The organism is Lapidilactobacillus wuchangensis, assembly GCF_003946645.1.
Taxonomy (GTDB): Bacteria; Bacillota; Bacilli; order Lactobacillales; family Lactobacillaceae; genus Lapidilactobacillus; species Lapidilactobacillus wuchangensis.
In genome coordinates, this window is sequence record NZ_RHOU01000002.1 from 308,060 (window position 1) to 333,425 (window position 25,366).

Annotated in this window: 23 protein-coding genes; 20 read left to right on the forward strand and 3 right to left on the reverse strand. The window is 42.2% G+C overall.

Annotated elements, in window-relative coordinates; all coding sequences use genetic code 11:
* Window positions 1–655 precede the first annotated feature (655 nt).
* From EKM82_RS03355 to phoU, 8 genes are all read left to right on the forward strand, one after another.
* Window positions 656–1,357 carry a response regulator transcription factor gene (locus EKM82_RS03355; protein WP_164508076.1) on the forward strand — a complete coding sequence of 234 codons (702 nt, stop codon included), beginning with the start codon at window positions 656–658 and terminating at the stop codon, window positions 1,355–1,357.
* Window positions 1,347–3,068, forward strand: a complete 1,722-nt coding sequence (locus tag EKM82_RS03360; protein ID WP_125766907.1) for a sensor histidine kinase — start codon at window positions 1,347–1,349, stop codon at window positions 3,066–3,068. Before EKM82_RS03355 ends, EKM82_RS03360 begins: the two co-directional genes overlap by 11 nt.
* A gap of 123 nt (window positions 3,069–3,191) precedes the next feature.
* A complete protein-coding gene (locus EKM82_RS03365; protein ID WP_125766968.1) occupies window positions 3,192–4,025 on the forward strand; it encodes a phosphate ABC transporter substrate-binding protein PstS family protein in 834 nt (277 codons plus the stop codon).
* Window positions 4,015–4,941 carry a phosphate ABC transporter permease subunit PstC gene (gene pstC / locus EKM82_RS03370; protein WP_125766908.1) on the forward strand — a complete coding sequence of 309 codons (927 nt, stop codon included), beginning with the start codon at window positions 4,015–4,017 and terminating at the stop codon, window positions 4,939–4,941. The genes EKM82_RS03365 and pstC overlap by 11 nt, the downstream gene beginning before the upstream one ends.
* Complete coding sequence (gene pstA / locus EKM82_RS03375; RefSeq protein ID WP_125766909.1) at window positions 4,941–5,837, forward strand: phosphate ABC transporter permease PstA; 897 nt, start codon at window positions 4,941–4,943, stop codon at window positions 5,835–5,837. The genes pstC and pstA overlap by 1 nt, the downstream gene beginning before the upstream one ends.
* 2 nt (window positions 5,838–5,839) lie before the next feature.
* Window positions 5,840–6,649: a phosphate ABC transporter ATP-binding protein PstB gene (gene pstB, locus EKM82_RS03380; protein WP_125766910.1), complete on the forward strand. Its 810-nt coding sequence runs from the start codon at window positions 5,840–5,842 to the stop codon at window positions 6,647–6,649.
* A 13-nt stretch (window positions 6,650–6,662) separates the two neighbouring features.
* Window positions 6,663–7,427 carry a phosphate ABC transporter ATP-binding protein PstB gene (pstB, locus tag EKM82_RS03385; protein WP_125766911.1) on the forward strand — a complete coding sequence of 255 codons (765 nt, stop codon included), beginning with the start codon at window positions 6,663–6,665 and terminating at the stop codon, window positions 7,425–7,427.
* Between the two features lie 36 nt (window positions 7,428–7,463).
* Complete coding sequence (phoU, locus tag EKM82_RS03390) at window positions 7,464–8,147, forward strand: phosphate signaling complex protein PhoU (RefSeq protein WP_125766912.1); 684 nt, start codon at window positions 7,464–7,466, stop codon at window positions 8,145–8,147.
* A gap of 12 nt (window positions 8,148–8,159) precedes the next feature.
* Here the strand turns inward: phoU and EKM82_RS11255 are convergent, their stop codons facing one another.
* A complete protein-coding gene (locus EKM82_RS11255) occupies window positions 8,160–8,339 on the reverse strand; it encodes a hypothetical protein (RefSeq protein WP_164508077.1) in 180 nt (59 codons plus the stop codon).
* A 723-nt stretch (window positions 8,340–9,062) separates the two neighbouring features.
* The gene (locus EKM82_RS03395) at window positions 9,063–9,743 is read right to left on the reverse strand and encodes a YoaK family protein (protein WP_164508078.1); all 681 of its coding nucleotides are present in this window, start codon (window positions 9,741–9,743) and stop codon (window positions 9,063–9,065) included.
* Window positions 9,744–9,982: 239 nt separating this feature from the next.
* On the opposite strand from EKM82_RS03395, the gene liaX reads away from it, so the two are divergent.
* From liaX to EKM82_RS03410, 3 genes are read left to right on the forward strand one after another with little or no spacing between them, the layout of a single operon-like run.
* Entirely contained in the window at window positions 9,983–11,635 is a 1,653-nt protein-coding gene (liaX, locus tag EKM82_RS03400) for a daptomycin-sensing surface protein LiaX (protein ID WP_164508079.1), read from the forward strand.
* Between the two features lie 28 nt (window positions 11,636–11,663).
* Complete coding sequence (locus EKM82_RS03405; RefSeq protein WP_125766915.1) at window positions 11,664–11,939, forward strand: PspC domain-containing protein; 276 nt, start codon at window positions 11,664–11,666, stop codon at window positions 11,937–11,939.
* 30 nt (window positions 11,940–11,969) lie between these two features.
* Entirely contained in the window at window positions 11,970–12,263 is a 294-nt protein-coding gene (locus EKM82_RS03410; protein ID WP_125766916.1) for a hypothetical protein, read from the forward strand.
* Window positions 12,264–12,350: 87 nt separating this feature from the next.
* Here the strand turns inward: EKM82_RS03410 and EKM82_RS11260 are convergent, their stop codons facing one another.
* Window positions 12,351–12,644: a hypothetical protein gene (locus EKM82_RS11260; RefSeq protein WP_164508080.1), complete on the reverse strand. Its 294-nt coding sequence runs from the start codon at window positions 12,642–12,644 to the stop codon at window positions 12,351–12,353.
* Between the two features lie 559 nt (window positions 12,645–13,203).
* Between EKM82_RS11260 and hprK the strand changes: the two genes are divergently transcribed.
* The 9 genes from hprK (at window position 13,204) to uvrB (ending at window position 25,366) form a co-directional block, all read left to right on the forward strand.
* The gene (hprK, locus tag EKM82_RS03415) at window positions 13,204–14,217 is read left to right on the forward strand and encodes an HPr(Ser) kinase/phosphatase (protein ID WP_125766917.1); all 1,014 of its coding nucleotides are present in this window, start codon (window positions 13,204–13,206) and stop codon (window positions 14,215–14,217) included.
* Window positions 14,213–15,055, forward strand: a complete 843-nt coding sequence (gene lgt / locus EKM82_RS03420; protein ID WP_191988100.1) for a prolipoprotein diacylglyceryl transferase — start codon at window positions 14,213–14,215, stop codon at window positions 15,053–15,055. Before hprK ends, lgt begins: the two co-directional genes overlap by 5 nt.
* A gap of 322 nt (window positions 15,056–15,377) precedes the next feature.
* Window positions 15,378–16,403 (forward strand): NAD(P)H-dependent glycerol-3-phosphate dehydrogenase, encoded by a 1,026-nt coding sequence (locus EKM82_RS03425; protein ID WP_125766919.1) that lies wholly within the window; start codon window positions 15,378–15,380, stop codon window positions 16,401–16,403.
* 106 nt (window positions 16,404–16,509) lie between these two features.
* The gene (trxB, locus tag EKM82_RS03430) at window positions 16,510–17,457 is read left to right on the forward strand and encodes a thioredoxin-disulfide reductase (RefSeq protein WP_125766920.1); all 948 of its coding nucleotides are present in this window, start codon (window positions 16,510–16,512) and stop codon (window positions 17,455–17,457) included.
* A gap of 182 nt (window positions 17,458–17,639) precedes the next feature.
* The gene (locus tag EKM82_RS03435; protein WP_125766921.1) at window positions 17,640–18,956 is read left to right on the forward strand and encodes an NCS2 family permease; all 1,317 of its coding nucleotides are present in this window, start codon (window positions 17,640–17,642) and stop codon (window positions 18,954–18,956) included.
* Between the two features lie 834 nt (window positions 18,957–19,790).
* Window positions 19,791–21,509, forward strand: coding sequence for a phospho-sugar mutase (locus EKM82_RS03440; protein ID WP_125766922.1), 1,719 nt, complete (start codon window positions 19,791–19,793; stop codon window positions 21,507–21,509).
* Window positions 21,510–21,718: 209 nt separating this feature from the next.
* Window positions 21,719–22,357, forward strand: a complete 639-nt coding sequence (locus EKM82_RS03445; protein WP_125766923.1) for a YfbR-like 5'-deoxynucleotidase — start codon at window positions 21,719–21,721, stop codon at window positions 22,355–22,357.
* Window positions 22,358–22,932: 575 nt separating this feature from the next.
* A complete protein-coding gene (locus EKM82_RS11265; protein ID WP_164508081.1) occupies window positions 22,933–23,145 on the forward strand; it encodes a hypothetical protein in 213 nt (70 codons plus the stop codon).
* Between the two features lie 208 nt (window positions 23,146–23,353).
* Entirely contained in the window at window positions 23,354–25,366 is a 2,013-nt protein-coding gene (gene uvrB / locus EKM82_RS03450) for an excinuclease ABC subunit UvrB (protein WP_125766924.1), read from the forward strand.

Consider the following 25,366-nt stretch of genomic DNA (forward strand, 5'->3'; position numbering starts at 1 on the left):
ATTGCTGGCAGCTAAACAGCAGTAAATGCCCGGTCTTCTTCACACTCAATTCCTTTTAAATGCTATACTTAAATTGTTTGTAACTTATTTTGAATTATTTTTTTAGATGGAAAGATAACGATTTGCTTGACGTTAGTTGATTTATTCAAACGTGTTCGGGGTGCCAAATGGCTATGGCTAATTTAAATAATTGCTCGATCGGCTGGTGCCGCTCAATCAATTATTTGAAATTACCCTACGCCAAAAAATCGGCACTCCCTCACACTCTATTCAAACGTGTTCGGAGCGACAAATGGCTATGCCTAATTTGATAATTTGCTCGGTCACTTGCAGTGCCCAATCAAATTATCGAAATTACGCTACGCCAAAAGTGCGTCGCTCCTCACACTCTATTCAAAACGTGTTCGAGCTGGTAAATGGCTAGGTACAATTTAAATATTCACACGATCGGTTGCACCGCTCATGCAAATATTTGAAATTGCACTACGCCAAAAAATCACCAGTCCTCACACTCTAATCAAACGTGTTCGGGGTTGCAGCCGGCTATGCCTAACTTAATTATTTGCTCGATCGGTTGCACCGCTCAATCAAATAATTGAAGTTATGCTACGCCGACTAGCCGCAACCCCTCACACTCTATTTAGGGAGTTTAATCATGGAAAAAATTCTGGTCGTTGATGATGAAGCAGCGATTCGCGATTTAATTCAATATAATTTGACGGCCGCTGGCTTTGCGGTTACGACGGCTAATGATGGTCTGGCTGCTTGTCAGTTAGCTGAGGCGGAAGCTTTTGATTGTATTGTTTTGGACTTAATGCTGCCTAAGCGCAGTGGCGTCGAGGTCACCAAGTATTTGCGTCAGCAGGAGATTATGACGCCGATTATTATGTTGACGGCCCGGCATGAAGAAGCCGATAAAATTATTGGTTTAGAATTAGGCGCTGATGATTATATGACCAAACCATTTAGTCCCCGGGAGTTAGTGGCTCGGATCAAGGCCATCAGACGGCGGGTTCAAGAGCCAACGACCACGCCTAAAAATGCGCGGGTAACTTTTGGTGAGATCAGTTGGCAAATGAATGAAACGTTCCTCCGTCAAGCCGGCCGGGAATTACCATTGACCCGTAAAGAATTCGAATTACTAACTTTTCTAGTTCATAATCGGCAAAAAGTGATTTCTCGGCAGCAAATTATTTTAGAAGTTTGGCAATCTCATGAGCCAATCATGAGCCGCATGGTGGATATGCAAGTTAGTCATTTACGCGACAAAATAGAACCCGATCCTAAACATCCCCAGTTTTTATTGACGGCGCGGGGTTTTGGGTATCGTCTGGAGGTTAGCAGTTATGAGAAATAAGCCAAGAACCAAAACGATTATTTTCGTACTGGGAGCAATTATTTTTTATGCTTTGATTTGGGGTATGAGCAATCATTTTGTTCGCAGTGAACAACGCCAACAATTAGTGGGATTGGGCAGTGAGTATCGCTCAGCGCTAACTACCAAAACAGTGCAAACCCAAACAGCCAGTTGGCCGGCGGATTTTTCCGTTCAGGTAGTGTCGTTGCCGACCAATCAAAATAGTGAATTAGCCAAAATTGCCCGTAATGTTGCGGATCATAATTTGGTGAATAGTGGCACGCCTTTTACGAAAGTACAATATCAAAATAAAGATTATTTGCTTTATTTAGTCAGTGCGCCAACTTCCAAAAAGAGTCAAGCGGTTTTGTTACAGCCGTTGCGACGAGTTAGTCAAAGTTATGCGGCAATGTGGTGGAGTTTTAGTGCTCTTTATTGGTTGTTAGTGGCCCTATTTATTTGGCTAGCCAGCTTACGTCTGCGTGATCAAAAGCGGAAGTTAGCCTTAATGGCGGCCAATGTCCAGGCTACTGGTGAACAAGAAGAAGCTGAGCCAATTTTATTAACACCAGATGATCCTTTTTTTGATTTAGAAAATCGTTTAAAAGAACTTCATCATTTTGTGACCACGGAATTAGCTGATGCCCAGTTGCATGAACAGGGGTTACGTTCTTTGATCAATAATTTACCGCTGGGCGTCATGTTACTTAATCAGGCCGGGAAAGTTGAAATTATGAACAGTTCATTAGGCACGATTCTCGATGTGCCCGTTCCTGAGCAACAAGCAGCTGACGAGACTTATGTTGATTACGTCAAGACTTACGCGTTGAGTCGAATGATCGAACATGCCTTGCGTGAGCCACAAATCAAAAGGCACCAGCGTCGTGATATTCAATTAGTTGGTGATGAAGGTCGCTTTGTTGAAGCTGACGTGATCACCTTAGTTGGTAGCCCTGATCATAATGAAGCCGACGTTAAAGTCTTAGTGATGTTGTTTGATTTAACCGATATTAAGCAGAACGAACAAATGCAGCTTGATTTTGTCGCCAACGCTAGTCATGAATTGCGGACGCCAGTAACGGCCATTAGTGGTTATGCGGAAACTTTGTTGGCTGGCGCGAAAGATGATCCTCAGCATAGTCAAGAATTTTTGACGACGATTTTAGAGCAGGCGCAACATTTAGAAGCCTTGATTCAGGATATCTTACAATTGTCACGGGCCGATCAGGAAATGCCAATTCGTTGGCAATCAGTTAACTTAGATCAGCTATTGCAACATGAATTACAACTTGCTGACAAAGAAATTAAGCAGCAGCATTTAACGGTCACTGTGGACAGTAAACATTATCATGGGCCAACTTTGTCCGACCAATTAAAGCTGGAAGAAATCTTGAAGAACCTGATTACGAATGCAGTAAGGTATAATGTAAGCGGTGGCAAAATCAGCACGTCCTTGGCGACTGATGCGACGCAGACGACCATTATTGTCAGTGATACTGGGATTGGTTTAACGACTGAAGATCAAACCCGAATTTTTGAACGCTTTTATCGCGTTGATCAAGCTCATAGTCGTCAGCAAGCGGGGACTGGTTTGGGCTTAGCAATCGTCGCCAACTTAGTCGATCAATTAGGCGGCACCATTACCGTTCAAAGCCAGTTAGGCGTGGGTTCGACCTTTACCGTTAAGCTACCCTTGAATCACGTCGCGTAATCTTTACAAACAATTTACAAGAATCGCGTGTAACTGTGATATTACCAATTTATACTAGTTAAGTTAGTTATTTTGGAGGATTAAAACTTGAAGAAAAAATGGTTTTCTTTATTCATCTTGCCAATGGCAACGATTATTTTGGCGGGATGTTCGTTCAAGCAAACTGGTCAATCAATTACCGCAGTCGGTTCGTCGGCACTCCAACCACTGGTTGAAGCAGCCGGTGATGAATTCACCAAGGAAAACGCTGGTGAATTCATTAATGTGCAGGGCGGTGGTTCCGGGACTGGCCTATCACAAATTCAAACTGGTTCGGTGGAAATTGGTAATTCAGATTTGTATGCCAGTCAGAAATCAGGGATTGATGCTAGCAAACTGGTTGACCATAAAGTCGCCGTTGTTGGCGTTACGCCAGTCATCAATCGAAAAATTCCCATTAAGAACTTGAGTACGACGCAGCTAGCAAAGATTTTTTCCGGTGACATTACGAATTGGCAACAACTAGGTGGTCCGAACCAGGAAATTGTGGTGATCAATCGGGCTCAAGGTAGTGGCACGCGGGATACTTTTGAACGCTGGGTGATGAAGGGTCGCAGTGCGGTTCAGGCGCAAGAACAAGATTCTACAGGGATGGTGCGCCAAATTGTGGCCACCACGCCAGGCGCAATCAGTTATATGGCCTTTCCTTACGTCGATAAAACGGTTAAGACAGTTAACGTTGATGGCGTGACACCAACTGCTAAGCATGTCACGACTAATCAATGGCAAATCTGGTCTTACGAACATATGTATACTAATGGCAAGCCGACTGGATTAACAGCTCGTTTCATGGATTACATTTTATCAGATGCTATCCAGAATAAAGTTGTGGCCACAATGGGCTATATTCCAGTTAAGGATATGAAAGTGTCACGTAGTTTGCAGGGAAAGGTGGTCCAACTCAGTCATGAAAAATGATGATATTCGTGCTAGTTTAATGAAACGCTCGCGTGCAGCCAAAAACGAACGCTTTGGTAAGACTTTAACGGGATTATGTATTTTAATTATTATTACCGTCGTGGTATCGATCTTCTTTTTCGTTGCTTCAAAAGGATTGGCAACTTTCTTTACTAATAAAGTCAATCTCTGGAAATTCCTGACTGGCACGATTTGGAATCCTGGTGCAACTGATGCCCAAGGCAATCCGCAAGTTGGGGCCTTACCAATGATTGTCGGTTCTTTTGCGGTGACCTTCTTGGCAGCAATTGTTGCCACGCCTTTTGCGATTGGGGCCGCAGTCTTTATGACTGAAATCTCACCTAAAATTGGCCGTAAAGTTTTGCAGCCAGTAATTGAATTATTGGTGGGGATTCCTTCAGTTGTATACGGCTTTATCGGCTTATCAGTTGTTGTGCCTTTCGTTCGGCGGACTTTTGGTGGTAGTGGTTTTGGGATTTTGTCCGGGACCTTTGTCTTGTTTGTCATGATTTTGCCAACAGTAACTTCAATGACAATTGATGCTTTAAATAGTGTCCCACGTAATTATCGTGAAGCTTCCTTAGCTTTAGGGGCGACTCGCTGGCAGACCATTTATAAAGTGGTTTTGCGGGCGTCAACGTCCGGCATTATTACAGCAATCGTCTTTGGGATGTCACGGGCCTTTGGTGAAGCCTTAGCGGTGCAAATGGTTATTGGTAATGCAATGTTATTACCAGGAAACTTGATTTCACCAGCCTCAACCTTGACCTCAGTCTTAACCATGGGCATGGGGAACTCAGTCATGGGTTCATTGAGCAATAATGCTTTGTGGTCGTTGGCGCTGTTGTTGTTGATCATGCCATTAATCTTCAATATTATTATTCGTAAAATTGCTAAGAAAGGAGCCATCCGTTAATGAGTCCACGTAAATGGGATAAAGTTGCTACCACGGTACTTTACATGATTTCAGTGTTCATTATTGCGGTATTGGCTTTCTTACTCTTATATATTCTGATTTCTGGGTTGCCGCACGTCACTTGGCATTTCATTACTGGTCGGTCAAGTTCGTTTGCTGCTGGCGGTGGGATTGGGATTCAGCTTTTTAATTCCCTCTACTTATTAATTCTCTCCATGTTAATTTCAATTCCTTTATCTTTAGGTGCTGGTATTTATTTGTCAGAATATGCGCCGAAAAATTGGTTAACTGATTTAATTCGTAACATGATTGAAATTCTAAGTTCTTTACCATCGGTGGTGGTTGGACTGTTTGGCTTCTTGGTTTTCTCAATCAATATGAAGTTAGGCTTCTCGATTCTGTCTGGGGCTTTGGCCTTAACGGTTTTCAATTTACCATTATTGACACGAAAAGTTGAAGATTCTTTGCAGGCGGTTCATTACACACAACGTGAAGCTGGTTATGCGCTAGGCTTGTCACGCTGGGAAACCGTGATCCATGTGGTGGTTCCTTCAGCACTCCCCGGTATTTTAACGGGGATGATCCTTGGTGCTGGTCGGGTCTTCGGTGAGGCCGCAGCCTTAATTTATACGGCAGGGCAAAGTTCACCGCCACTAGATTTCACCAACTGGAATCCAACTTATATTGCCAGTCCCTTGAACCCATTACGTTCTGCAGAAACCTTGGCCGTGCATATTTGGAAGATTAATTCTGAAGGGATTATTCCCGATGCTAGTGCCGTGTCAGCTGGTGCCTCTGCAATTTTAATTTTATTTGTCCTATTATTTAACTTTGCCGCTCGTTATTTTGGTAATAAATTATATCGCCATTTAACTGGGGCAAGAGAGCGAGGCTAAGCATGGAAAAATATGATCGCTCAGATCGCTATTTAAAACAACTTGATGATGGTCAACACGAGATTGCTTTAGCAACGAAAGATTTACACGTCTCTTATGGTGAAAAAGAAGCCATTCACGGCGTATCTCTAGATTTCGAACGGTTTAAGATCACGGCTTTGATTGGCGCTTCTGGTTCTGGCAAATCCACTTATTTGCGTTCTTTAAATCGAATGAATGATAATATTTCGGGAACAAAAGTAACTGGCCAAATCATGTATCGTGGTTTGGACGTTAATAGTAATCAAATTGATGTTTACGAAATGCGGAAGCACATTGGCATGGTTTTCCAACAGCCGAATCCTTTTGCTAAGTCGATTTATGACAATATTACTTTTGCGCCTAAACGTCATGGCGAACATCACAAAAAAGTGCTTGATGAAATGGTCGAAACAACCTTGAAGCAAGCGGGGTTATGGGATCAGGTCAAAGATGACTTGAAGCAAAGTGCCTTAGCTTTGTCAGGTGGTCAGCAACAACGTCTTTGTATTGCCCGAGCGATTGCAATGAAGCCGGATATTCTTTTGTTGGATGAACCAGCTAGTGTGCTGGATCCCATTTCAACAGCGACTCTGGAAGATACATTACTCCAACTAAAAGAGAACTACACTATTATTATTGTGACTCATAATATGCAGCAAGCAGCGCGGGTCAGTGATTATACCGCCTTTTTCCATTTAGGCGACGCATTGGAATATGATGAGACACGAAAGATCTTTACGCGGCCTAAGATTAAGGCAACTGAAGATTACGTTTCGGGTCACTTTGGTTAGTAAGGAGTTAGTCATGGCAGAACCAAAAGAAATGATTACTGTGCAAGATTTACATTTGTATTATGGCCAGCAAGAGGCTTTGCGTGGCGTAACAATCGATTTTCACCGCAACGAAATTACGGCGGTGATTGGGCCGTCTGGTTGTGGCAAGTCCAGCTTGTTGAAGACCATTAATCGTCTGAACGATTTGGTACCTGACGTAACAGTGACAGGTACGGTCAAACTTAATGGCCAAGATATTTATGCGCCTAATATGGATGCCGTTGCCTTGCGGAAAGAAGTCGGCATGCTGTTTCAACAACCGAACCCATTTCCGTTTTCGATTTATGATAACGTGATTTATGGCCTCCGGATTTCCGGCGAAAAACGTAAAAATGTTCTTGATGAAGCAGTTGAGCGCAGTTTGAAGGCGGCGGCAATTTGGGATGAAGTTAAGGACCGTTTGCATGACAATGCCATGAGTTTATCTGGTGGTCAGCAGCAACGAATTTGTATTGCTCGCGTTTTGGCAACTCAGCCTAAGGTTATTTTGATGGATGAGCCGACTAGCGCGTTGGACCCGATTTCCAGTAGTGAAATTGAACGAACCATGCTAAAATTAAAAGACGATTATAGCATTGTGATTGTCACGCGGAATATGCAACAAGCCTCGCGGATTTCTGACCGAACGGCCTTTTTCTTGGCTGGTGAATTGATTGAAGATGGGCCAACACGCGATATTTTCATGCAACCACAGAAGAAAGAAACCGAAGATTACATCTCCGGTCGTTTCGGCTAAAAGTAACAATAAATAAAAAAGAGGTGGGCTTACTAAATGTTTAGAAGAAATTTTGAAGACGAATTAAATGATCTTCATGTCCGCTTTTCAGAAATGGGCATGATGGTCAATGAAGCCATTTATAAATCAGTTAATGCCTTTATTAATCATGACAAGACTCTAGCTAAAGAAGTCATTGAGGCTGATGAGCGCATCAATCAGCGTGAAGTTGATTTGGAAAAGCGCTCCTTTGAAATGATTGCTTTACAACAACCAGTTACTGGTGATTTGCGGATGATCGTAACGGTCATGAAAGCTAGTTCCGATTTGGAACGAATGGGCGATCATGCGGTCAGCATTGCCAAGTCAACAATTCGAGTCAAGGGCAATGTTCGGGTGCCTGAAATTGAACAAGTCTTGGCAGAAATGTCGACTAAAGTGAAACAAATGGTTGAAGAAATTCTTGATGCCTATGTGAAGGCTGATATGAAACGAGCTAAGGAAATTGCCGCTGAGGATAAAAATGTCGATGCTTATTCCGATCGCATTTATAAAATGTGCCTCAGCCAAATGCAAGAAAATCCTGATACGATTGTCGGTAGTATGGACTACATGCTAGTTGATAGTTACTTGGAGCGAATTGGTGATTATGTCACGAATATTTGCGAATGGATTATTTACCTGGAAACTGGTAAATTAGTCGAATTGAATTCTAATGTTGAAGAAGACAACATTTTTTAATTTGGCTGTTAATTAATCAAAAGGTGTCTGCTTGAAACAGAATAGGTTCTGACTCCATTGCGGGCTTACTGGTTGTGGAACGCTGCCGGCATCGATTTGAACCAATAAAGACCAAATTGTTTCAAATACGAGCCTTTGTCTAATTGCTAAAGCAATAAGACAAATTTGGCGGCTGACAACCACGCCCTCCATTCCGTCTGGAGTTGATTTAGTGCACTTAATCTTTGTGAGTGCTTAAGGCAGTAGTAGTGGGATTCATTAACTCATTTTAATCAAGAGTAATAGTTGAACAGTAAAAAACCGGTGTGACAACTCTATTTTTCAGTAGAGATTGTCACACCGGTTTTGTTTTACCACAATCTGGTTTGGCTAAATAGTGGTGCTTCATTCCGCAAGTTAATCTAGGCATTGGCGTCAATGGTGAAATTAAGGTCATGACATCGTTCAAATATTTGTTGCAATCTTACAATGGCTGCATTGATTGCTAACAAAGATAAAGTGACACACTTTAACTCCAGACGGCGTGAAGGGATCTTGGCGTCAGCCAATCGGGTTTTATTTGCGTAGGAGCTTGCGAGAAGCAGCCAAATTATTGTTGGTGCTTTAGCACTTACAATAAGACTTGTATCTGAGACAATTTGATTTGTAATTGGCTCAGATCAACGTCGGCCGCGTTCCACGCCAAGCAGCCCGGAACAGAGTCAGACGCCATTCTGTTTTTGAACTTATGTCACCCACTTGTATTAGAGATTGTTGCGGAGCAATAAGCTCAAATCAACGCCCACCATGTTCCACGCCCATAAAATCGCTGGGCCCCTGCCGTTCTATACTAAGGAGCGACTAAATCAAGACCACAGCTTCAAAGTTCAAATCAACTAGCAACTATTTTGATAATTACAAAGGTCTGGTACCAGCCTATTGTTGAAGTCCACGGTGGGTTGCCCATTGGAGAATTCCCAGAATAATAATGAGATCAAGCACGATAAAGAGCACCGTTAGTTGGTGCCACAGTGGCGTCAGCAATCCGCTGATCAAAGCACCGAGCATGAAAGCCAGCACGATCAATAAACTTTCTCCAGCCTGATGTAATTTTTCTGGTTCGCGTTTTAAGAGGGCCAGCCAGAGAAAAACGGCGATATTGCGAATATTACCAGTGGCCATGATGGTCGTGAAAGGGCGCCCCTTAATGCGGCGGAAAGTCTGATATTGTAGTGCTGCCACTAATGAAATTAAGCAGGTGATCCATAAATCGTTCCAGTGGTTGCTGAGCAATGCCACGGCAATCAAGCCGATAATTTCCAAAAGTAGAACAATGTGTTGCCACTGGAAACGGCGATTTTTTTGAAAATAATGTTCGATTGAAACGGTGGCAAAAATCCCAATTGCGAAGGCGATGATTGGCATTAGGTAGTGGCCGACGAGGGGCCAATTACCGTTAGCTAAATGTAAGGTCAGCAGAATAACGTTTCCGGTTTGCAAGCCCGCGAAAACTTGGCCGTGATTTAAATAAGTATAAGCATCTAGGGCCCCGCCTGCTAAAGTTAACAGGAAACCAATCAGCAGACGTTCATGCACTGGATCGTGACGTTTGGGCAAGGCAGTTCCTCCATTCAAGGTCAATGTGGTTTATTATACTAGATTTAGCTGGTGATTAAAAATCGCGTTACTACTAGTAATAGCGCCGAATTTTTTCTAAATGAGGGCTGAAATGAATTAACGTCGTCAGTCTGAGACGAAAATCCACCCTAAGGCCTATGACTATTTATTCGGAAGGATGCATAATAGTATTTGTAATCGAGATGGAATTTAACCATTAACCAATGGAGGTTATCACAATGAACGAACGCGAAAGAATTCTAGATTTAGTTAAAAAAGGTGTTATTTCTTCCGAAGAAGGTTTGGTCTTATTAGAAAACCTATCCAAGAAAAATGCCAATACAACTCCTAACTCACAACCAACAAATTATTCTGACCAAAATGATGACGAAGCCGCTGACCGTGAAGAGGCTGAACAAGAAGCCGCCGAAGCTCGTGAAGAAGCTGAAGAGGAACGCAAGGAAGCCGAAGAAGAACGACGCGAGGCAGCACAAGAAGCTGAAGAGGCTCGCCAAGAAGCTTTAGATGATTTGGAAGATCAATTAAGTGATTTGAAAGATGATTTAGCTGATCATAATGAAGATTTGGCTGAAACCGAGCAAAAAATTGCCGCTGTTAGTAAGCAAATTCAATTAGATCAAGAACACATCACCGTGATTGATGCAATGGAAGACTTGGACAGCTTGACTGATGAGAAGCGTCAGGAACGAGTTGCTGCCAAATCACGAGTAGTCGAATTACAACAAACTGTTGATAATCTACAATTGACTCGTGATGAGTTACAAGGTCAAATTGATCAACTCAACCAACAAATTAGTCAAGTTAATCGTAAACGAATCAAAATCAACTTGAATTTTGATCATTTACGCGATAACACCAATGCTACTTTAAATGACTTTGGTGAAAAGTTGGGCGACTTTGGCACTCAATTTGGTAACAAGTATGGCAAAGAAATGTCGGATTTTGGCGAAAAAGTCGGTGATCTTGGCAGCCAATTTGGCGGTTATATGCGTGACGCCTTCAAGAACGTGATGGATAACATTGATTGGAACGATGTGACCTTCAAAGTGCCAGGTTTAGCTACCACAAGTTTCAAACATGACTTTGTTTTTGAAAATTGCGGCGCTACGATTTTAGACGTGAAGAATGCCAATGGTGATGTCACTTTAAATCGCTGGGAACAACCAGATATTAAAGTTGCTGCTAACATCAAGCTTTATGGCAAAATGGATGAAGCTGATAAATTAACAGCCTTCACTGATCGCAGCCGAATTGATGTTAATGACGATCATTTTATTTTCCAAGTGCCTAACAAGCGTATTCAAGCAAACTTAGATATCTACTTACCAGCACGGGTTTATGACCATATTAATCTGAATCTGTTGAATGGCTCAATCAATATTGGCGCTTTACAAGCTAAGGATGTCTATTTGAAGACAACCAACGGCAAGATTTCAATCACTGATTTACAAGCAACTATGGTTGAGGCTGAAGACGTTAATGGTGCCATTGATGTTCTAAACGCTGAATTGCGGGAATTGCTGTTGAGCACTGTCAATGGTAACGCGACGGTGGTCGGTCAATTACAAGCTGGTAAATTATCAACAGTTCATGGCAACGTCAAGGCAACTTTAAGCAATGATGATTTGCATCGCTTAGAAGCATCCTCGGTCAATGGTAATGTTAAAATTGCCGTTCCTGCTAGCTTAACTTTCTCAGGCACTGCCAAAACTAGTTTTGGTCAAGTGAATACGCGGAGCTTCGGCTTACAAATCGATGATCAACGTTCCACGACTGGCGCTAATATGTCCTTTACACGTGGTGATCACCCTGAAACTAAATTACAACTATCAAGCACGTCTGGTTCGATCTATTTAAAAGATAATCAATAATTTGTCGTTTGTCCTTGGAGGGTTCGTTATGGAAAAGAAATTATATCGGTCAGCAACTAATCGTAAGTTTGCTGGTGTCTGTGGTGGTTTAGGTGAATACTTTAATGTTGATCCGACCTTGATTCGAATTATATTTGTGGCAGCTTTCTTCTTTGCTGGAGTCGGTCTCTTCCCATACATCATTTTGATGTTGATCATGCCTAATCCGCCCCAAAATATCGATCGAAACCGATATACTGATTCTAAGCACGAAACCGACCAACAATCTGAGAATCATGATGATAACCAGTGGAGCGATTTCTAAACTGTTTTAAACAACAATGAGGTGTTAAATTTGTTAACTTTATTATTACTTTGTCTACTCGTACCGCTGCTGATTTTAATTGTGATTTCATTGATTGCCGGGACAATTGGCCTGTTCATTGGACTCTTGAAGTTCATCTTACCGGTGATTATCATTGCAGCAGTGGTCAGCTGGTTGCTTAATCGCAATCACCACCAAAGTCATCATCATTATGGTGGTCAGCAGTCTTATCAACATTATCAACAATCAGGTCTTCGGGCCCGCAAAGAGTTGCATGATGTGAAAGAACGCGACGAGCATCATGATGAATGGGGCGACTTCTAATAAATAACAAAAGTCGATTAGTGAAAAACTAGTCGGCTTTTTTGTTGTTGCAACGGGTTTGTTTAAAATGCGAATTTGAAGGTTAGCTTAGATAGATGTCAGTCGCTCCTTAGTTGAAAACGGCAGGGGCCCAGCGATTTTTCGGGCGTGGAATATGGTGGGCATTGATCTGAGCTTATTGCTGCGCAACAATCTCAGATATAAGTGGTGACATAAGTTCAAAAACAGAATAGCGTCTGACTGCATTGCGGGCTTGCTGGTTGTGGAACGCTGCCGGCATCGATTTGAACCAATTGAAGACCAAATTGTTTCAAATACGAGCCTTTGTCTAACCGCTAAAGCGGCAAGACAAATTTGGCGGCTGACAACCACGCCCTCCATTCCGTCTGGAGTTGAGTTGGTTCACTTTACCTTTGCTAGTGTTTGAGGCAGTAGTAGCGGGATTCGTTAACTTGCTTTAATCAAGAGTAATAGTTGAACAGTAAAAAAACTATTTTTGCTTCATTCCGCAAGTTTAATCCAGATAGGGCCTAACGATTGACATCAAGGGAAAATTAAGGTCATGACATCATTCAAATATTTGCTACAATCTTACAATGACTGCATTGATTGCTAGCAAAGATAAAGTGACACACTTCAACTCCAGACGGCGTGGAGGGATCTTGGCGTCAGCCGCCAAATTGTTCTTAGCGGTTTACCGCTTAGTACAAGACTTGTATCTGAGACAATTTGATTTGTAATTGGCTCAGATCAATGTCGGCAGCGTTCCACGCCAAGCAGCCCGAAACAGAGTCAGACGCCATTCTGTTTTTACACCTTCACCTAATTTTACTGCGTTCAAACTTTAATCAGAAATTAGCAGAATCAATTCTGGCAACTTTCGCAACTTACTATAAAAAATGTTAAAATTAGAAATAAACGTTTGATAATGGAGGCAATTATGGCTGAGGGTATCTTAGTTAAGCAATTAGTAGATGCATTAAAATTGCACGTTATTTCAGGTAAGGAATTTTTAAATCAACGCCAAATTACAATTAGCGATATTTCTCGTCCCGGTCTGGAATTGACTGGTTATTTCACTTACTATCCACATAATCGATTACAGGTTTTTGGTCGAACTGAGTCAGCTTTTGCTAGTAGTTTGACCAGTGAAGAACGCAAGGTTGTTGTTCGACGCATGTGTGAGAAAGATACGCCTGCTTTTATTATTAGTCGGGGGTTGCCAGCCACTCAAGAAATGATTGACGAAGCAACACGTGGTGGTGTGCCAATTCTGGGATCAGAATTACCAACGACGCGGTTATCCAGTGTCTTGACTGAATATTTGCATACGCAATTAGCCGAACGTCGCAGCATGCATGGTGTTTTAGTGGATGTTTATGGCTTAGGTGTTCTGATTGTTGGTAATTCTGGGGTTGGGAAAAGTGAAACCGCCTTGGAGCTGGTTAAACGTGGCCATCGATTAATTGCTGATGATCGGGTTGACGTTTACCAACGGGATGAAAACACGGTTGTTGGTGAAGCACCGCGGATTTTAAAGAATTTAATGGAAATTCGTGGGATTGGTATTATTGATGTGATGAACTTGTTTGGCGCTGGTGCTGTCCGGACCGAGACGCCAATTTCCCTAATCGTCAACTTGGAGAACTGGCAGAAAGATCGGAATTATGATCGTTTAGGCAGTGACGAAAAGGTCCAAATGATTTTTGATGTGGCTGTTCCTAAAATCACGATTCCTGTTAAAGTTGGTCGTAATTTGGCCATTATCATCGAAGTGGCGGCGATGAACTTCCGGGCTCGTTCCATGGGCTATGACGCTACCAAGGTCTTCGAATCTAATTTAAGTTCATTGATTAAAGAGAACTCAATTGAAGACGAAGGGGCGGAGGCGGCTCAACAAGTGCCAACGAAACCTCAACCAGAAACTGAGAAAAAGGATGATCCTCATGATTAATTTTCTACTTGCTTTAAATCCAGTCGCCTTTTCCTTAGGTAGTTTACACGTTCGCTGGTATGGTATCATTATTACTTTCGGCGTTGTTTTGGCGGTTTACCTCAGTATGCGTGAGGCTCGGCGTCGCCAAATTGATCCAGATGATATTGTCGATTTGCTCTTTTGGATGTTGCCAATTTCCTTAGTTGGGGCGCGTTTGTATTATGTGATTTTTGAGTGGGGTTATTATTCCCAACATCCCGGTGATATTATTAAGATTTGGAACGGTGGGATTGCCATTTATGGTGGCTTGATTGCCGCTGTGATCGTGTTACTGATTTTTTGTGCCCAGCGGGAAATTCCAGCCTGGCTATTATTGGACGTGCTGGCGCCAACGGTTATTTTAGCGCAAGCAATTGGCCGCTGGGGCAACTTTATGAACCAAGAAGCCTTCGGTGCGAAAACCACGCTATCATTCTTACAATCGCTGCATTTGCCACACTTTATCGTGCAACAAATGTTAATTGACGGTGCTTATCGTCAGCCAACCTTCTTGTATGAATCAATGTGGAGTTTATTAGGTTTTATCTTGCTAATGAGCTTGCGGCATCGACCTCATTTATTCAAGCAAGGTGAAGTGTTCCTAAGTTACGTCATTTGGTATGCATTTGGTCGCATGTTTATTGAAGGCATGCGCACCGATAGTTTATATCTCTTTGGTCAAATCCGCGTTTCCCAATTATTATCAGCTGTGTTAGTTGTTGGCGGAATACTTTGGATCTGGCTACGCCGTCGAAACGAGCCACAAATCAAGTGGTATCTCGATGGTAATTATCAAGCCGCCAAGAAGCGTAATTAATGAAAATATTGTGGGCGTGCGTAGTGTTAAAGAACGCTGCTCCTCACAACTAATCTAATCGTGTTCGAAGCAGCAAATGGCTATGATTAACTTAAATAATTGCTCGATCGGCTATGCCGCTCAACCAATTATTTGAAGTTACTCTACGCCAAAAGTGCGCTGCTTCTCACAACTAATCTAATCGTGTTCAAGTCGGTAAATGGCTAGGTGCAATTTAAATATTCACACGATCTGGTTACACCAGCTCATGCAAATATTTGAAATTACACTACGCCAAAAACCCACCGACTTTCACAACTAATCTACTAAGGAGTGAATTTTTTTGTCAGTAAAAATTGCAGTTTTAGGTGCTGGGTCTTGGGGCACTGTTTTAGCCGATTTACTTGCCAATAATGGCCATGATGTCAAACTTTGGGGTAATAGCGCTGAAACAGCTGCTGAAATTAATGACTATCACACCAATAAGCATTATTTACCTGAATTTAAAGTCAGTCCAAAAGTGGAAGCAACTTTGGATTTAAAAGCAACGTTGGCAGATGTTCAAGCTATTTTGTTTGTTATTCCAACAGCAGCAATGCGCATTGTTGCCAAGCAAGTGGCACCAATTTTAGCAGAAACAGGTGCTAAGCCAATTATTATTAGTGCCACGAAAGGCTTGGAGCAAAATAGCCATAAGCGGATTTCGCAGATTATTAATGATGAATTTCCGGCTGAATTAGCAGAAGGTTTAGTTATTTTCTCAGGTCCTAGTCATGCTGAAGATGTGGCAACTCATGATATTACGTCGTTAACCGTTGCCTCGCAAAATATTGGTGATGCTGAATGGGTGCAATCCATTTTCATGAATGATTATTTCCGGCTGTATACTAATGATGATATGGTCGGCGTTGAATTAGGCGGCGCCCTTAAAAATGTGATTGCCATTGGCGCCGGGATTCTTCATGGCCTCGGCTATGGTGACAATACTAAGGCAGCTTTGATCACCCGCGGCTTGGCTGAAATCAGCCGTTTGGGGATTGAAATGGGGGCTAATCCGCTAACTTTCATGGGCTTGTCTGGCATTGGCGATTTGATTGTCACTTGTACCAGTGTGCATTCCCGTAATTGGCGTTGTGGTAATGCCTTGGGTCAAGGCCAGAAGTTGGATGAAGTTTTAGCCAACATGGGTCAAGTTGTTGAAGGCGTGGGGACAGCCAAGGCCGCTCATGAATTGGCGGAACAACATCACGTCGAAATGCCAATTTCCGAAAGTATTTACCGTGTTTTGTATGAAGATGCCAATGTTGAAGATGAAATCACCAAGTTGATGCAACGTCGTGGTCGCCGAGAAATGGACTTCCAACGTTAATTTTTACAAACTAGACAAGAAAAGTTTTAGCAGAGAAACATTTTAGTGGACATTTCTGCTCAGAGCCGTTATAGTATTACTTATAAAAAGTAAGGGAGATTTGGCCATGGTTAAAAAATATGATGTCATTGTCATTGGCGCTGGTCCTGGCGGGATGACGGCTGCTTTGTATGCCTCACGGTCTAACTTGTCCGTTTTGATGCTAGATCGGGGTATTTACGGTGGTCAAATGAACAACACGGCTGCCATTGAAAACTATCCTGGATTTAAATCAATTTTAGGGCCAGAATTAGGCGAAAAAATGTATGCTTCAGCAACTCAATTTGGGGCTGAATATACTTATGGCACCGTGAAGTCAGTTGTTGACCATCATGATTACAAGACAATTGTGACTGATGATGGCGAGTACGAAGCAAAAGCTGTCATTATTGCCACTGGTGCTGAACATCGCCATTTAGGTGTGCCTGGTGAAGAGAAATATTCTGGCCGCGGTGTGTCTTACTGCGCGGTCTGCGATGGGGCTTTCTTCAAGGGTAAAGAAGTTGCGGTCATTGGTGGCGGCGACTCAGCCGTTGAAGAGGGGATTTACTTAGCCCAATTAGCTAGCAAAGTAACGATTGTTCATCGCCGTGACAGTTTACGGGCGCAGAAGATTTTACAACGTCGTGCTTTTGCGAATGAGAAAATTGAGTTCGTTTGGAATGCTGACGTTCAAGAAATTGTTGGTGATGATCAGAAGATTACGGCCGTCCGTTATCGCGATAAAGTGACTAACGAAGAGCATGATTTGCCAGCTACTGGTGTCTTTATTTATGTGGGGATCGAACCAATGACGGAACCATTTAAAGATTTAGGCATTTTGGATGAAGCTGGTTGGATCAAGACTGACGAAACTAGTCATACAGCTGTTCCTGGTATCTTTGCGGTTGGCGATGTTCGTCAGAAACACTTACGCCAAATTGCGAACGCGGTTGGCGAAGGTGGCTTAGCTGGACAAGCTGCTTTTGATTATTTACAAGATTTACAAGATGAAACACAGGCTGTTAAAGCATAATTCAAAATATTTAAGGAGCGTCTTGTCATTCAAGTTGAGTGGCAAGACGCTTTTTTTGCTTTTTTGAGTAAAACACGAACATTATATTTTATAAATTTATTTACATTCGTCCAATATTATATTATGATAGTAAATGGCTTTTAAAAATAGCAAAACACGAACATTAATAAAGGGTGGACGATATGCGAACACAGTTGGAGAATTATTTTCAGTTTGAAGAATTAGGTACTTCATGGCGGCGCGAGTTGATTGCCGGGTTAACGACTTTTGTTAGCATGTCATATATTTTATTTGTTAATCCCAGCGTTTTAGGGGCAGCTGGAATGAATAAAGGGGCTGTTTTTACGGCCACTGCTTTGGCTAGTGCTTTTGGCTGTTTGGTGATGGGAATTTTAGCGCGCTATCCGATTGCTTCAGCACCAGCGCTAGGAATTAACGCCTTTTTTGCTTATACTGTTGTGATCGGCATGAAGATTCCTTGGCAAACAGCTTTAACTGGCGTGTTTGTTGCGTCACTGATTTTTATTCTGATTACCGTTTTAAAATTACGCGAAAAAATTATTAATGCGATCCCCGCGGATTTGAAATTCGCGATTTCTTCAGGGATTGGCTTGTTTATTGCTTTTATTGGTTTACAAGGCGGCGGGCTGATCATAGCCAATAAATCGACGGTGGTTGGTTTAGGTTCGCTGCAGACACCAAGTACTTGGTTGACGATTTTTGGCTTATTGATCACTGTCATTTTAATGATTCGCAAAGTTCCGGGAGCGATTTTCGTCGGGATGTTTGCCACCTCAGTTTTAGGGATCGTCACTAAAATGATTCCTTTACCAAAAGGCATCATTTCTGGCGCGCCTAGCTTAGCACCAACTTTTGGCGTTGCCTTTAAAAATGTTGGCCAAATTAATACCTTGCAAATGTGGGTCGTGGTGTTAACCTTCCTGCTAGTGACTTTCTTCGATACGGCCGGTACTTTAGTAGGCTTGGCCCAACAAGCTGGATTTATGAAAGACAATAAAATGCCTCGTGTCGGTAAAGCTTTGGCGGCTGATTCTTCCGCCATGCTGGTTGGCTCAATTCTAGGGACTTCACCAGTTGGCGCCTATGTTGAATCATCAGCTGGGATTGCTGTTGGTGGTCGCTCCGGAATGACCGCAGTATTTACTGGGTTGTTCTTTATCTTGGGCATGTTCTTCTCGCCATTATTATCAGTTGTTACTAGCCAAGTAACGGCGCCAGCACTGATTATTGTTGGGGTATTGATGGCCTCATCATTGACTAAAATTGATTGGGCTCATTTAGAAATCGCCGTGCCATCGTTCTTGATTGTCATTGGGATGCCGTTGACTTATTCAATTTCTGACGGGATGGCCTTAGGTTTGATCACTTATCCTATTTTCATGATTGCTGCTAAACGTGGCAAAGAAGTTTCAGCAGTGATGTATGGTTTAGCGATTATCTTTGTCGGCTTCCTGTGGATCCTAAATGTTGGTCATTAATGATTGGTTTGTGTTATTGATTTAGGTCGCTGCCTAGTCGAGAGCGGCAGGGACCCAGCAATTTTATGGGCGTCCAGCCTTCCCCAATTTGGAGAGGTGGTGGCGGCGCAATTTTGTGGGCGTGGAACGCCATGGGCATTGATTTAAGCTTTTGTTACACAAAATCTTAAATACAAGCCTTATACTAAGTGCTAAAGCACTAAGTATAATTTCATGGCTGACGCCAATTGCGCCGCCACCACCTGTTGAAACTAACAGAATTCAGCACCACTATTTGGCCGGACCAGATTGTGGTAAAACAAAAGTGGTGTGACAATCTCTACGGATAGAGTTGTCACACCACTTTTTTTGTGCCATTTAACTATTTTAATGAATGAATTAAGTTAATGAATCCCACTAACACTGCCTTAAAAACTAACAAATGTGCATGCGCTACATCAACTCCAGACGGAATGGAGGGATCTTGGCGTCAGCCGCCAAATTATCGTTGGTGCTTCAGCACTTACGATAAGACCTGTATTGAAGACTTTTGAAAAAAGGCTTCAATCAGCGTCGGCCGCGTTCCACGCCAAGCAGCCCGGAATGCAGTCAGAACTGGCCCTGTTTTATCACCTTCATCAGTCTTTAGCGATTTTGAACTTATTTTAGGAGTAGCCTCAATCAACGATAATTGCTTTCTGCAATGAGTAAATTCGCGACGATCTTTGCAATCAATTCGTGTTTAATGTTGAATAGCTTTTTGTCAGTCACAAGCGAAGCAGTAAGATAGGTTAAAGGCTTTTCATTGGGGCAAAATCCGCTATAATAGAATTATTGATGAAAGGTGGTATTTGGATGAGTTGGCAAGAAAATTATCAACGCTGGCAACAAGCAAGTTTAACAGCGGATTTAAGTAAAGAATTAAAGGCAATGGCTAGTGATGAGGCTATTTTGCAAGAGGCTTTCACGAACCCGATGAGTTTTGGGACTGCTGGTATGCGTGGCGTGATGGGCCCTGGGATCAATGCCATGAACATTTATACAGTTCAACAAGCAACTGAGGGCTTGGCCCAATTCATGGATCAACTTGACCCAGCACAAAAAAATGCTGGGGTTGCGATCAGCTATGATTCTCGTTACCATTCACAAGAATTTGCTTTTGCAGCAGCTGGTGTGTTGGGCGCACATCAGATCAAGAGTTTTGTTTTCGACAGTTTGCGGCCAACACCAGAATTGTCATTTGCAGTTCGTCATTTACACACATATGCTGGGATCATGATTACAGCTAGTCATAACCCTAAGCAATATAATGGTTATAAAATTTACGGTCCTGATGGCGGCCAAATGCCACCAGAAGAAGTTGGTCAAATTGTTAATTATATTCAACAAGTGACTGATATTTTCGATATTAATGTGATGAGTGTGCCAGAATTACGGGCGGCTAAATTGTTACAATTGATTGGTGAAGATATTGATGAAGCTTATTTAGCCAAATTGGCGACTGTGACGATCAATCCAGAATTGATCAAGAAAGTTGCTGCTGATTTGTCCGTGGTTTATTCGCCACTGCACGGCACTGGTAAAGTGCTTTATGATCGAGTTTTCCGGACGGCTGGCTTAACTAAAATCAGCGTTGTTCCTGAACAAGCTATTCTTGATCCTGAATTTGCGACCACACCATTCCCTAATCCTGAATTTGCCCAAACGTTTACTTTGGCAAAGAAAATTGGTGCTGAAAAATCAGCCGATTTGTTGATTGCCACTGATCCAGATGCCGATCGCCTTGGTGCTGCAGTTCGTCAACCAGATGGTGATTACCAATTATTAACTGGTAATCAAATTGCAGCTTTAATGGTAAATTATATTTTAGATGCCCATCGCTTGGCTGGTAATTTGCCAGCAGATGGTTGTGTTGTCAAGTCAATTGTTTCCAGTGAATTCCCAGCTAAAATCGCGGCCCACTATGGCATTGAAACGCGGAATGTTTTAACTGGTTTCAAATATATTGGCGAACAAATCGAACAAATGGAAGTGACTGGCCAAGGCCACTTCATGTTTGGTTTTGAAGAAAGTTACGGTTACTTGGTTAAACCATTTGTCCGTGATAAAGATGCCATGCAAGCTTCAGTGATGCTGGCTGAAGTTGCCGCCTATTATCGTGAAAAGGGCATGACTATGTATGATGGTTTACAGAGCTTGTATGCTGAATATGGTCATTTCCAAGAACGAACAGTTTCCTTTGATTTTGAAGGTTTAGCTGGTCAAGAAAAGATGAAACAAGTCATGGCTGCTTTCCGTAAGCAACCACTTGAAGCAGTTGCTGGTGTGAAGGTTGCTGCTCATGAAGATTATTTAGCCCAAACACATACTGAAAATGGTCAAGTAAGTGCTTTGGCGTTACCAAAGGCTGACGTGTTGAAGTATTATTTGGCTGATGATACTTGGATCGCCGTTCGCCCTTCAGGTACCGAACCAAAAATCAAGCTTTACTTCGGGGTTGTTGCCGAAGATGAAGCTGCTGGTAAGGCCAAACTTGATGCTTACCAAAAAGAATTAAGTACGCGCTTGAAATAGTCAACTCATTATAATTAAGAACTGCTAGCTAAGTTTGCTGGCAGTTCTTTTATTTTTGCTGAGAAGCGCGTTTGGAAGAATTGGGTCGCCATCTTTTAATCAATTTTTTCTAATTTAAAACGTTGTCAACGAGAAATGATGGTTTACGGACGGAATTAGTTATGCTAAGATAGTAAAAATTTATCTAAAATCAATTAGGGGGCTATCTTATGAGCATGCATGCGTATATCCAAGGTTTAGCAAATTTAGAGAGTATTAATCGAGCACCAGGATTCTTTAAGTATCAGGAACATTCAGTTGCTGCTCATTCGTTTCGAGTTGCTGAGATTGCCCAGTTACTTGGCGATATTGAAGAAGTAAATGGCGCAGAAGTTAATTGGCAATTATTGTACGAGAAGGCCTTAAATCATGACTACACGGAACGTTTTATTGGTGATATTAAAACGCCGGTCAAATATGCGACCCACGAGTTACGTCATCAATTAGCCGAAGTTGAAGAAAAGTTGACCAGCAACTTTATTCATAATGAAGTGCCAGAATTCTTGCAGGAACGTTATACGCGGCGCTTGAGTGAGGGAAAGGATGATACCTTAGAAGGCCAAATTTTGTCGATTTCTGATAAGGTCGATCTTTTGTATGAATCATTTGGCGAAATTGAAAAGGGCAATCCCCAATCAGTCTTTCTCGATATTTTCCGCGAGAGTTTGTCGACGATTTTATTATTCCAAAGCCGGCCCTCAGTTCAGTACTTCTTGAAAGAAATCTTGCCTGATTTATTAAGCGAAGATTTTGCCGACCGCGAGAAATTAATTGATGTGACCAAAGAATTAATGCCAGAACGAGCGTAAGATTGTTTTTGAATTTTATTCCCAAGACTTCCCCAATTTGGAAGGTGGTCGTTGGGCGATTTTGAGGGCGTGGCACGCTATGGCCATCAATTTGAATCCAAACTGGTTTTAAGCAGAGTAGTGGACAACTCCGTTCCAGCCGGCGGGTTGTGGAACGCTGCCGGGATTGATTTGAGCTTATTGCTACGCAACAATCTCAATACAACCCTTATCCTAAGCGCTAAAGCGCCAAGGATAATTTGGCGGCTGACAACCCGGCGGCCTCCACTGCGTTTTGAGTTGAGCTAGTATAATTTAGATTGGCTCGATTAACTGGCAATACTAGCAAAGTTAGCGTCACCAGCAACTACCCTGAATAAAGTAACAAGATTCAACATCACTATTTAGATAAACAGATTGTGGAATCTAACAAAGCCTACATGGCAATATTTCTGGATAAAACCAGAAACTGTCAAGTAGGCTTATTTTTGTGCTTTGTTTAGTTGTCGTCACAATTCAAATCAAGTTGATTAGTCCCACTACAATTGCTTTAAACACTAACAAATATGAAGTGAACTAATTCAACTCCAGACGAAATGGAGGGCGTGGTTGTCAGCCGCCAAATTATTGTTGGTGCTTTAGCACTTACAATAAGACCTGTATTGGAGACTTTTGTAAAAAGGCTTCAATCAGTGTCGGCCGCGTTCCACAACCAGCAAGCCCGCAATGGAGTCAGACGCCAATCTGTTTCACCATCTTCAATAGATTTTAATGTTTTAGCACTTCATGCGTTAATTTTTAGTCATTGAAATTAAACTGGTACCACTTAAAAAAACATTTCGAAAAAGTAGCGAAAATATGTTCGCTATGGTAAACTATATCTTGTTGAAATTAGATTACTTTTAGTAGGCTTAACTACTAAACAAGTTGGATATATTGTTGATTGCTCAAGCCCTTCATGGTCGAATCAGACTTCAAGGGCTTTTGTGTTCGATTGAGAAGTTTGGGGGCAATAACTTGTTAAAACGTGAAACAAATCATCATTTTGAATTAGTCTCAAAATATCAACCTGCTGGTGATCAGCAGCAAGCCATTGATAAAATCACGGCCGGTTTTGAAGCTGGGGAGAAAGAAGAAATTCTCGAAGGCGCCACTGGTACAGGGAAGACTTTTACGATGGCCAATGTTATTGCCAAGTTGAATAAACCAACTTTGATTATTTCCCATAATAAAACTTTGGCTGGCCAGTTGTATGGTGAGTTTAAAGAGTTTTTCCCGAATAATCGGGTTGAGTATTTTGTTTCCTATTATGATTACTACCAACCAGAAGCTTATGTGCCATCTAGTGACACTTATATTGAAAAAGATTCGGCGATCAATGATGAAATCGATAAATTACGCCATAGTGCCACTAGTGCATTACTGGAACGAAATGATGTGATTGTGGTCGCATCAGTTTCTTGTATTTTCGGTTTAGGTGATCCCCGAGAATATCGGGACAGTACCTTGTCCTTGCGTGAAGGCATGACGATTGATCGGAATGAATTACTGCGTGAACTGGTCAGTCTGCAATTTGATCGCAATGATATTGATTTCCAACGGGGTCGTTTCCGTGTTCGTGGTGATGTGGTTGAAATTTTCCCAGCTTCTCGTGATGATCACGCTTTGCGAGTGGAATTCTTTGGCGATGAAATTGATCGAATCGTTGAAGTTGATGCCTTGACTGGTGAAGTGATTGGCGAACGGGAACAAGTTTCAATTTTCCCAGCGACGCATTTTATGACCAACGATGTGCAAATGACCGAAGCCGTTAAACGCATCAAAGCTGAGTTAGACGGTCGCTTGAAAGAGTTGAAGGCCGAAAATAAGTTGCTGGAAGCTCAACGTTTGGAACAACGGACGACTTATGATATTGAAATGATGCAAGAAATGGGTTACACTTCCGGGATTGAAAACTATTCGCGGCATATGGAAGGCCGCAAAGCAGGCGAGCCACCATTTACGTTGTTGGATTTCTTCCCGCAAGATTTCAATATTATGATTGACGAGTCTCATGTGACCATGCCCCAGATTCGTGGGATGTACAACGGTGACCGGGCGCGGAAACAAATGTTAGTTGACTACGGCTTCCGTTTACCCAGTGCCCTGGATAATCGACCATTAACACTAGCTGAATTCGAAACTCATGTTCATGATATTTTGTACGTTTCAGCAACGCCTGGTGACTACGAATTGGCGCGGACCAATAATGTGGTTGAACAGATTATTAGGCCAACCGGGTTACTTGATCCCAAGGTTGAAGTGCGGCCGATCATGGGACAAATTGACGATTTGGTTGGTGAGATCAATCAACGTGTTGAACAACATGAACGGGTCTTTATTACAACTTTGACCAAGAAGATGGCTGAGGATTTAACTGACTATCTGAAAGATCTAGGCATTAAAGTGAAGTACCTGCATAGTGACATTAAAACTTTGGAACGAACGGAAATCATTCGTGATTTACGTTTAGGTAAGTTTGACGTGTTAGTCGGGATCAACTTGTTGCGTGAGGGGATCGATGTGCCTGAAGTTTCCCTAGTCGCGATTTTGGATGCTGACAAGGAAGGCTTCTTACGTTCAGTGCGGCCATTAATTCAAACAATCGGTCGGGCAGCGCGAAATTCTCATGGTGAAGTAATCATGTACGCTGATAAAATCACTGATTCAATGCGCTTAGCAATTGATGAAACCAATCGGCGGCGCCAGATTCAGGAACAATTTGATGAAGAACATCATATTACGCCAACGACAATTATTAAGCCAATTCGTGATGCCATCAAGGCTACAAAGACGAATGATGAAGAAACGCCTAAAGAAGAGTCAGCACAAGTGGCTGACCTTGATTTAGAGAATATGTCTAAAACAGAGAAACAAGATTTACTCAAGAGTTTGACCCAACAAATGGAACAAGCTGCCAAGGAGTTAGACTTCGAGAATGCGGCTAATTTACGTGATATGATTCTTGAGTTGAAATCAGAGGTGAAATAA

Bases quoted from the DNA above. Each gene is read 5' to 3' on its own strand.
- EKM82_RS11260 (WP_164508080.1), bottom strand. From the start codon at position 12,644: ATGGAGGGCGTGGTTGTCAGCCGCCAAATTTGTCTTGCCGCTTTAGCG.
- EKM82_RS03445 (WP_125766923.1), top strand. From the start codon at position 21,719: ATGAGCATGCATGCGTATATCCAAGGTTTAGCAAATTTAGAGAGTATT.
- EKM82_RS03405 (WP_125766915.1), top strand. From the start codon at position 11,664: ATGGAAAAGAAATTATATCGGTCAGCAACTAATCGTAAGTTTGCTGGT.
- pstB (WP_125766910.1), top strand. From the start codon at position 5,840: ATGGAAAAATATGATCGCTCAGATCGCTATTTAAAACAACTTGATGAT.
- EKM82_RS03435 (WP_125766921.1), top strand. From the start codon at position 17,640: ATGCGAACACAGTTGGAGAATTATTTTCAGTTTGAAGAATTAGGTACT.
- pstB (WP_125766911.1), top strand. From the start codon at position 6,663: ATGGCAGAACCAAAAGAAATGATTACTGTGCAAGATTTACATTTGTAT.
- EKM82_RS03355 (WP_164508076.1), top strand. From the start codon at position 656: ATGGAAAAAATTCTGGTCGTTGATGATGAAGCAGCGATTCGCGATTTA.
- phoU (WP_125766912.1), top strand. From the start codon at position 7,464: ATGTTTAGAAGAAATTTTGAAGACGAATTAAATGATCTTCATGTCCGC.
- liaX (WP_164508079.1), top strand. From the start codon at position 9,983: ATGAACGAACGCGAAAGAATTCTAGATTTAGTTAAAAAAGGTGTTATT.
- trxB (WP_125766920.1), top strand. From the start codon at position 16,510: ATGGTTAAAAAATATGATGTCATTGTCATTGGCGCTGGTCCTGGCGGG.
- EKM82_RS11265 (WP_164508081.1), top strand. From the start codon at position 22,933: ATGGAGGGCGTGGTTGTCAGCCGCCAAATTATTGTTGGTGCTTTAGCA.
- hprK (WP_125766917.1), top strand. From the start codon at position 13,204: ATGGCTGAGGGTATCTTAGTTAAGCAATTAGTAGATGCATTAAAATTG.
- EKM82_RS03360 (WP_125766907.1), top strand. From the start codon at position 1,347: ATGAGAAATAAGCCAAGAACCAAAACGATTATTTTCGTACTGGGAGCA.
- pstA (WP_125766909.1), top strand. From the start codon at position 4,941: ATGAGTCCACGTAAATGGGATAAAGTTGCTACCACGGTACTTTACATG.
- EKM82_RS03440 (WP_125766922.1), top strand. From the start codon at position 19,791: ATGAGTTGGCAAGAAAATTATCAACGCTGGCAACAAGCAAGTTTAACA.
- EKM82_RS03365 (WP_125766968.1), top strand. From the start codon at position 3,192: ATGGCAACGATTATTTTGGCGGGATGTTCGTTCAAGCAAACTGGTCAA.
- pstC (WP_125766908.1), top strand. From the start codon at position 4,015: ATGAAAAATGATGATATTCGTGCTAGTTTAATGAAACGCTCGCGTGCA.
- EKM82_RS11255 (WP_164508077.1), bottom strand. From the start codon at position 8,339: ATGGAGGGCGTGGTTGTCAGCCGCCAAATTTGTCTTATTGCTTTAGCA.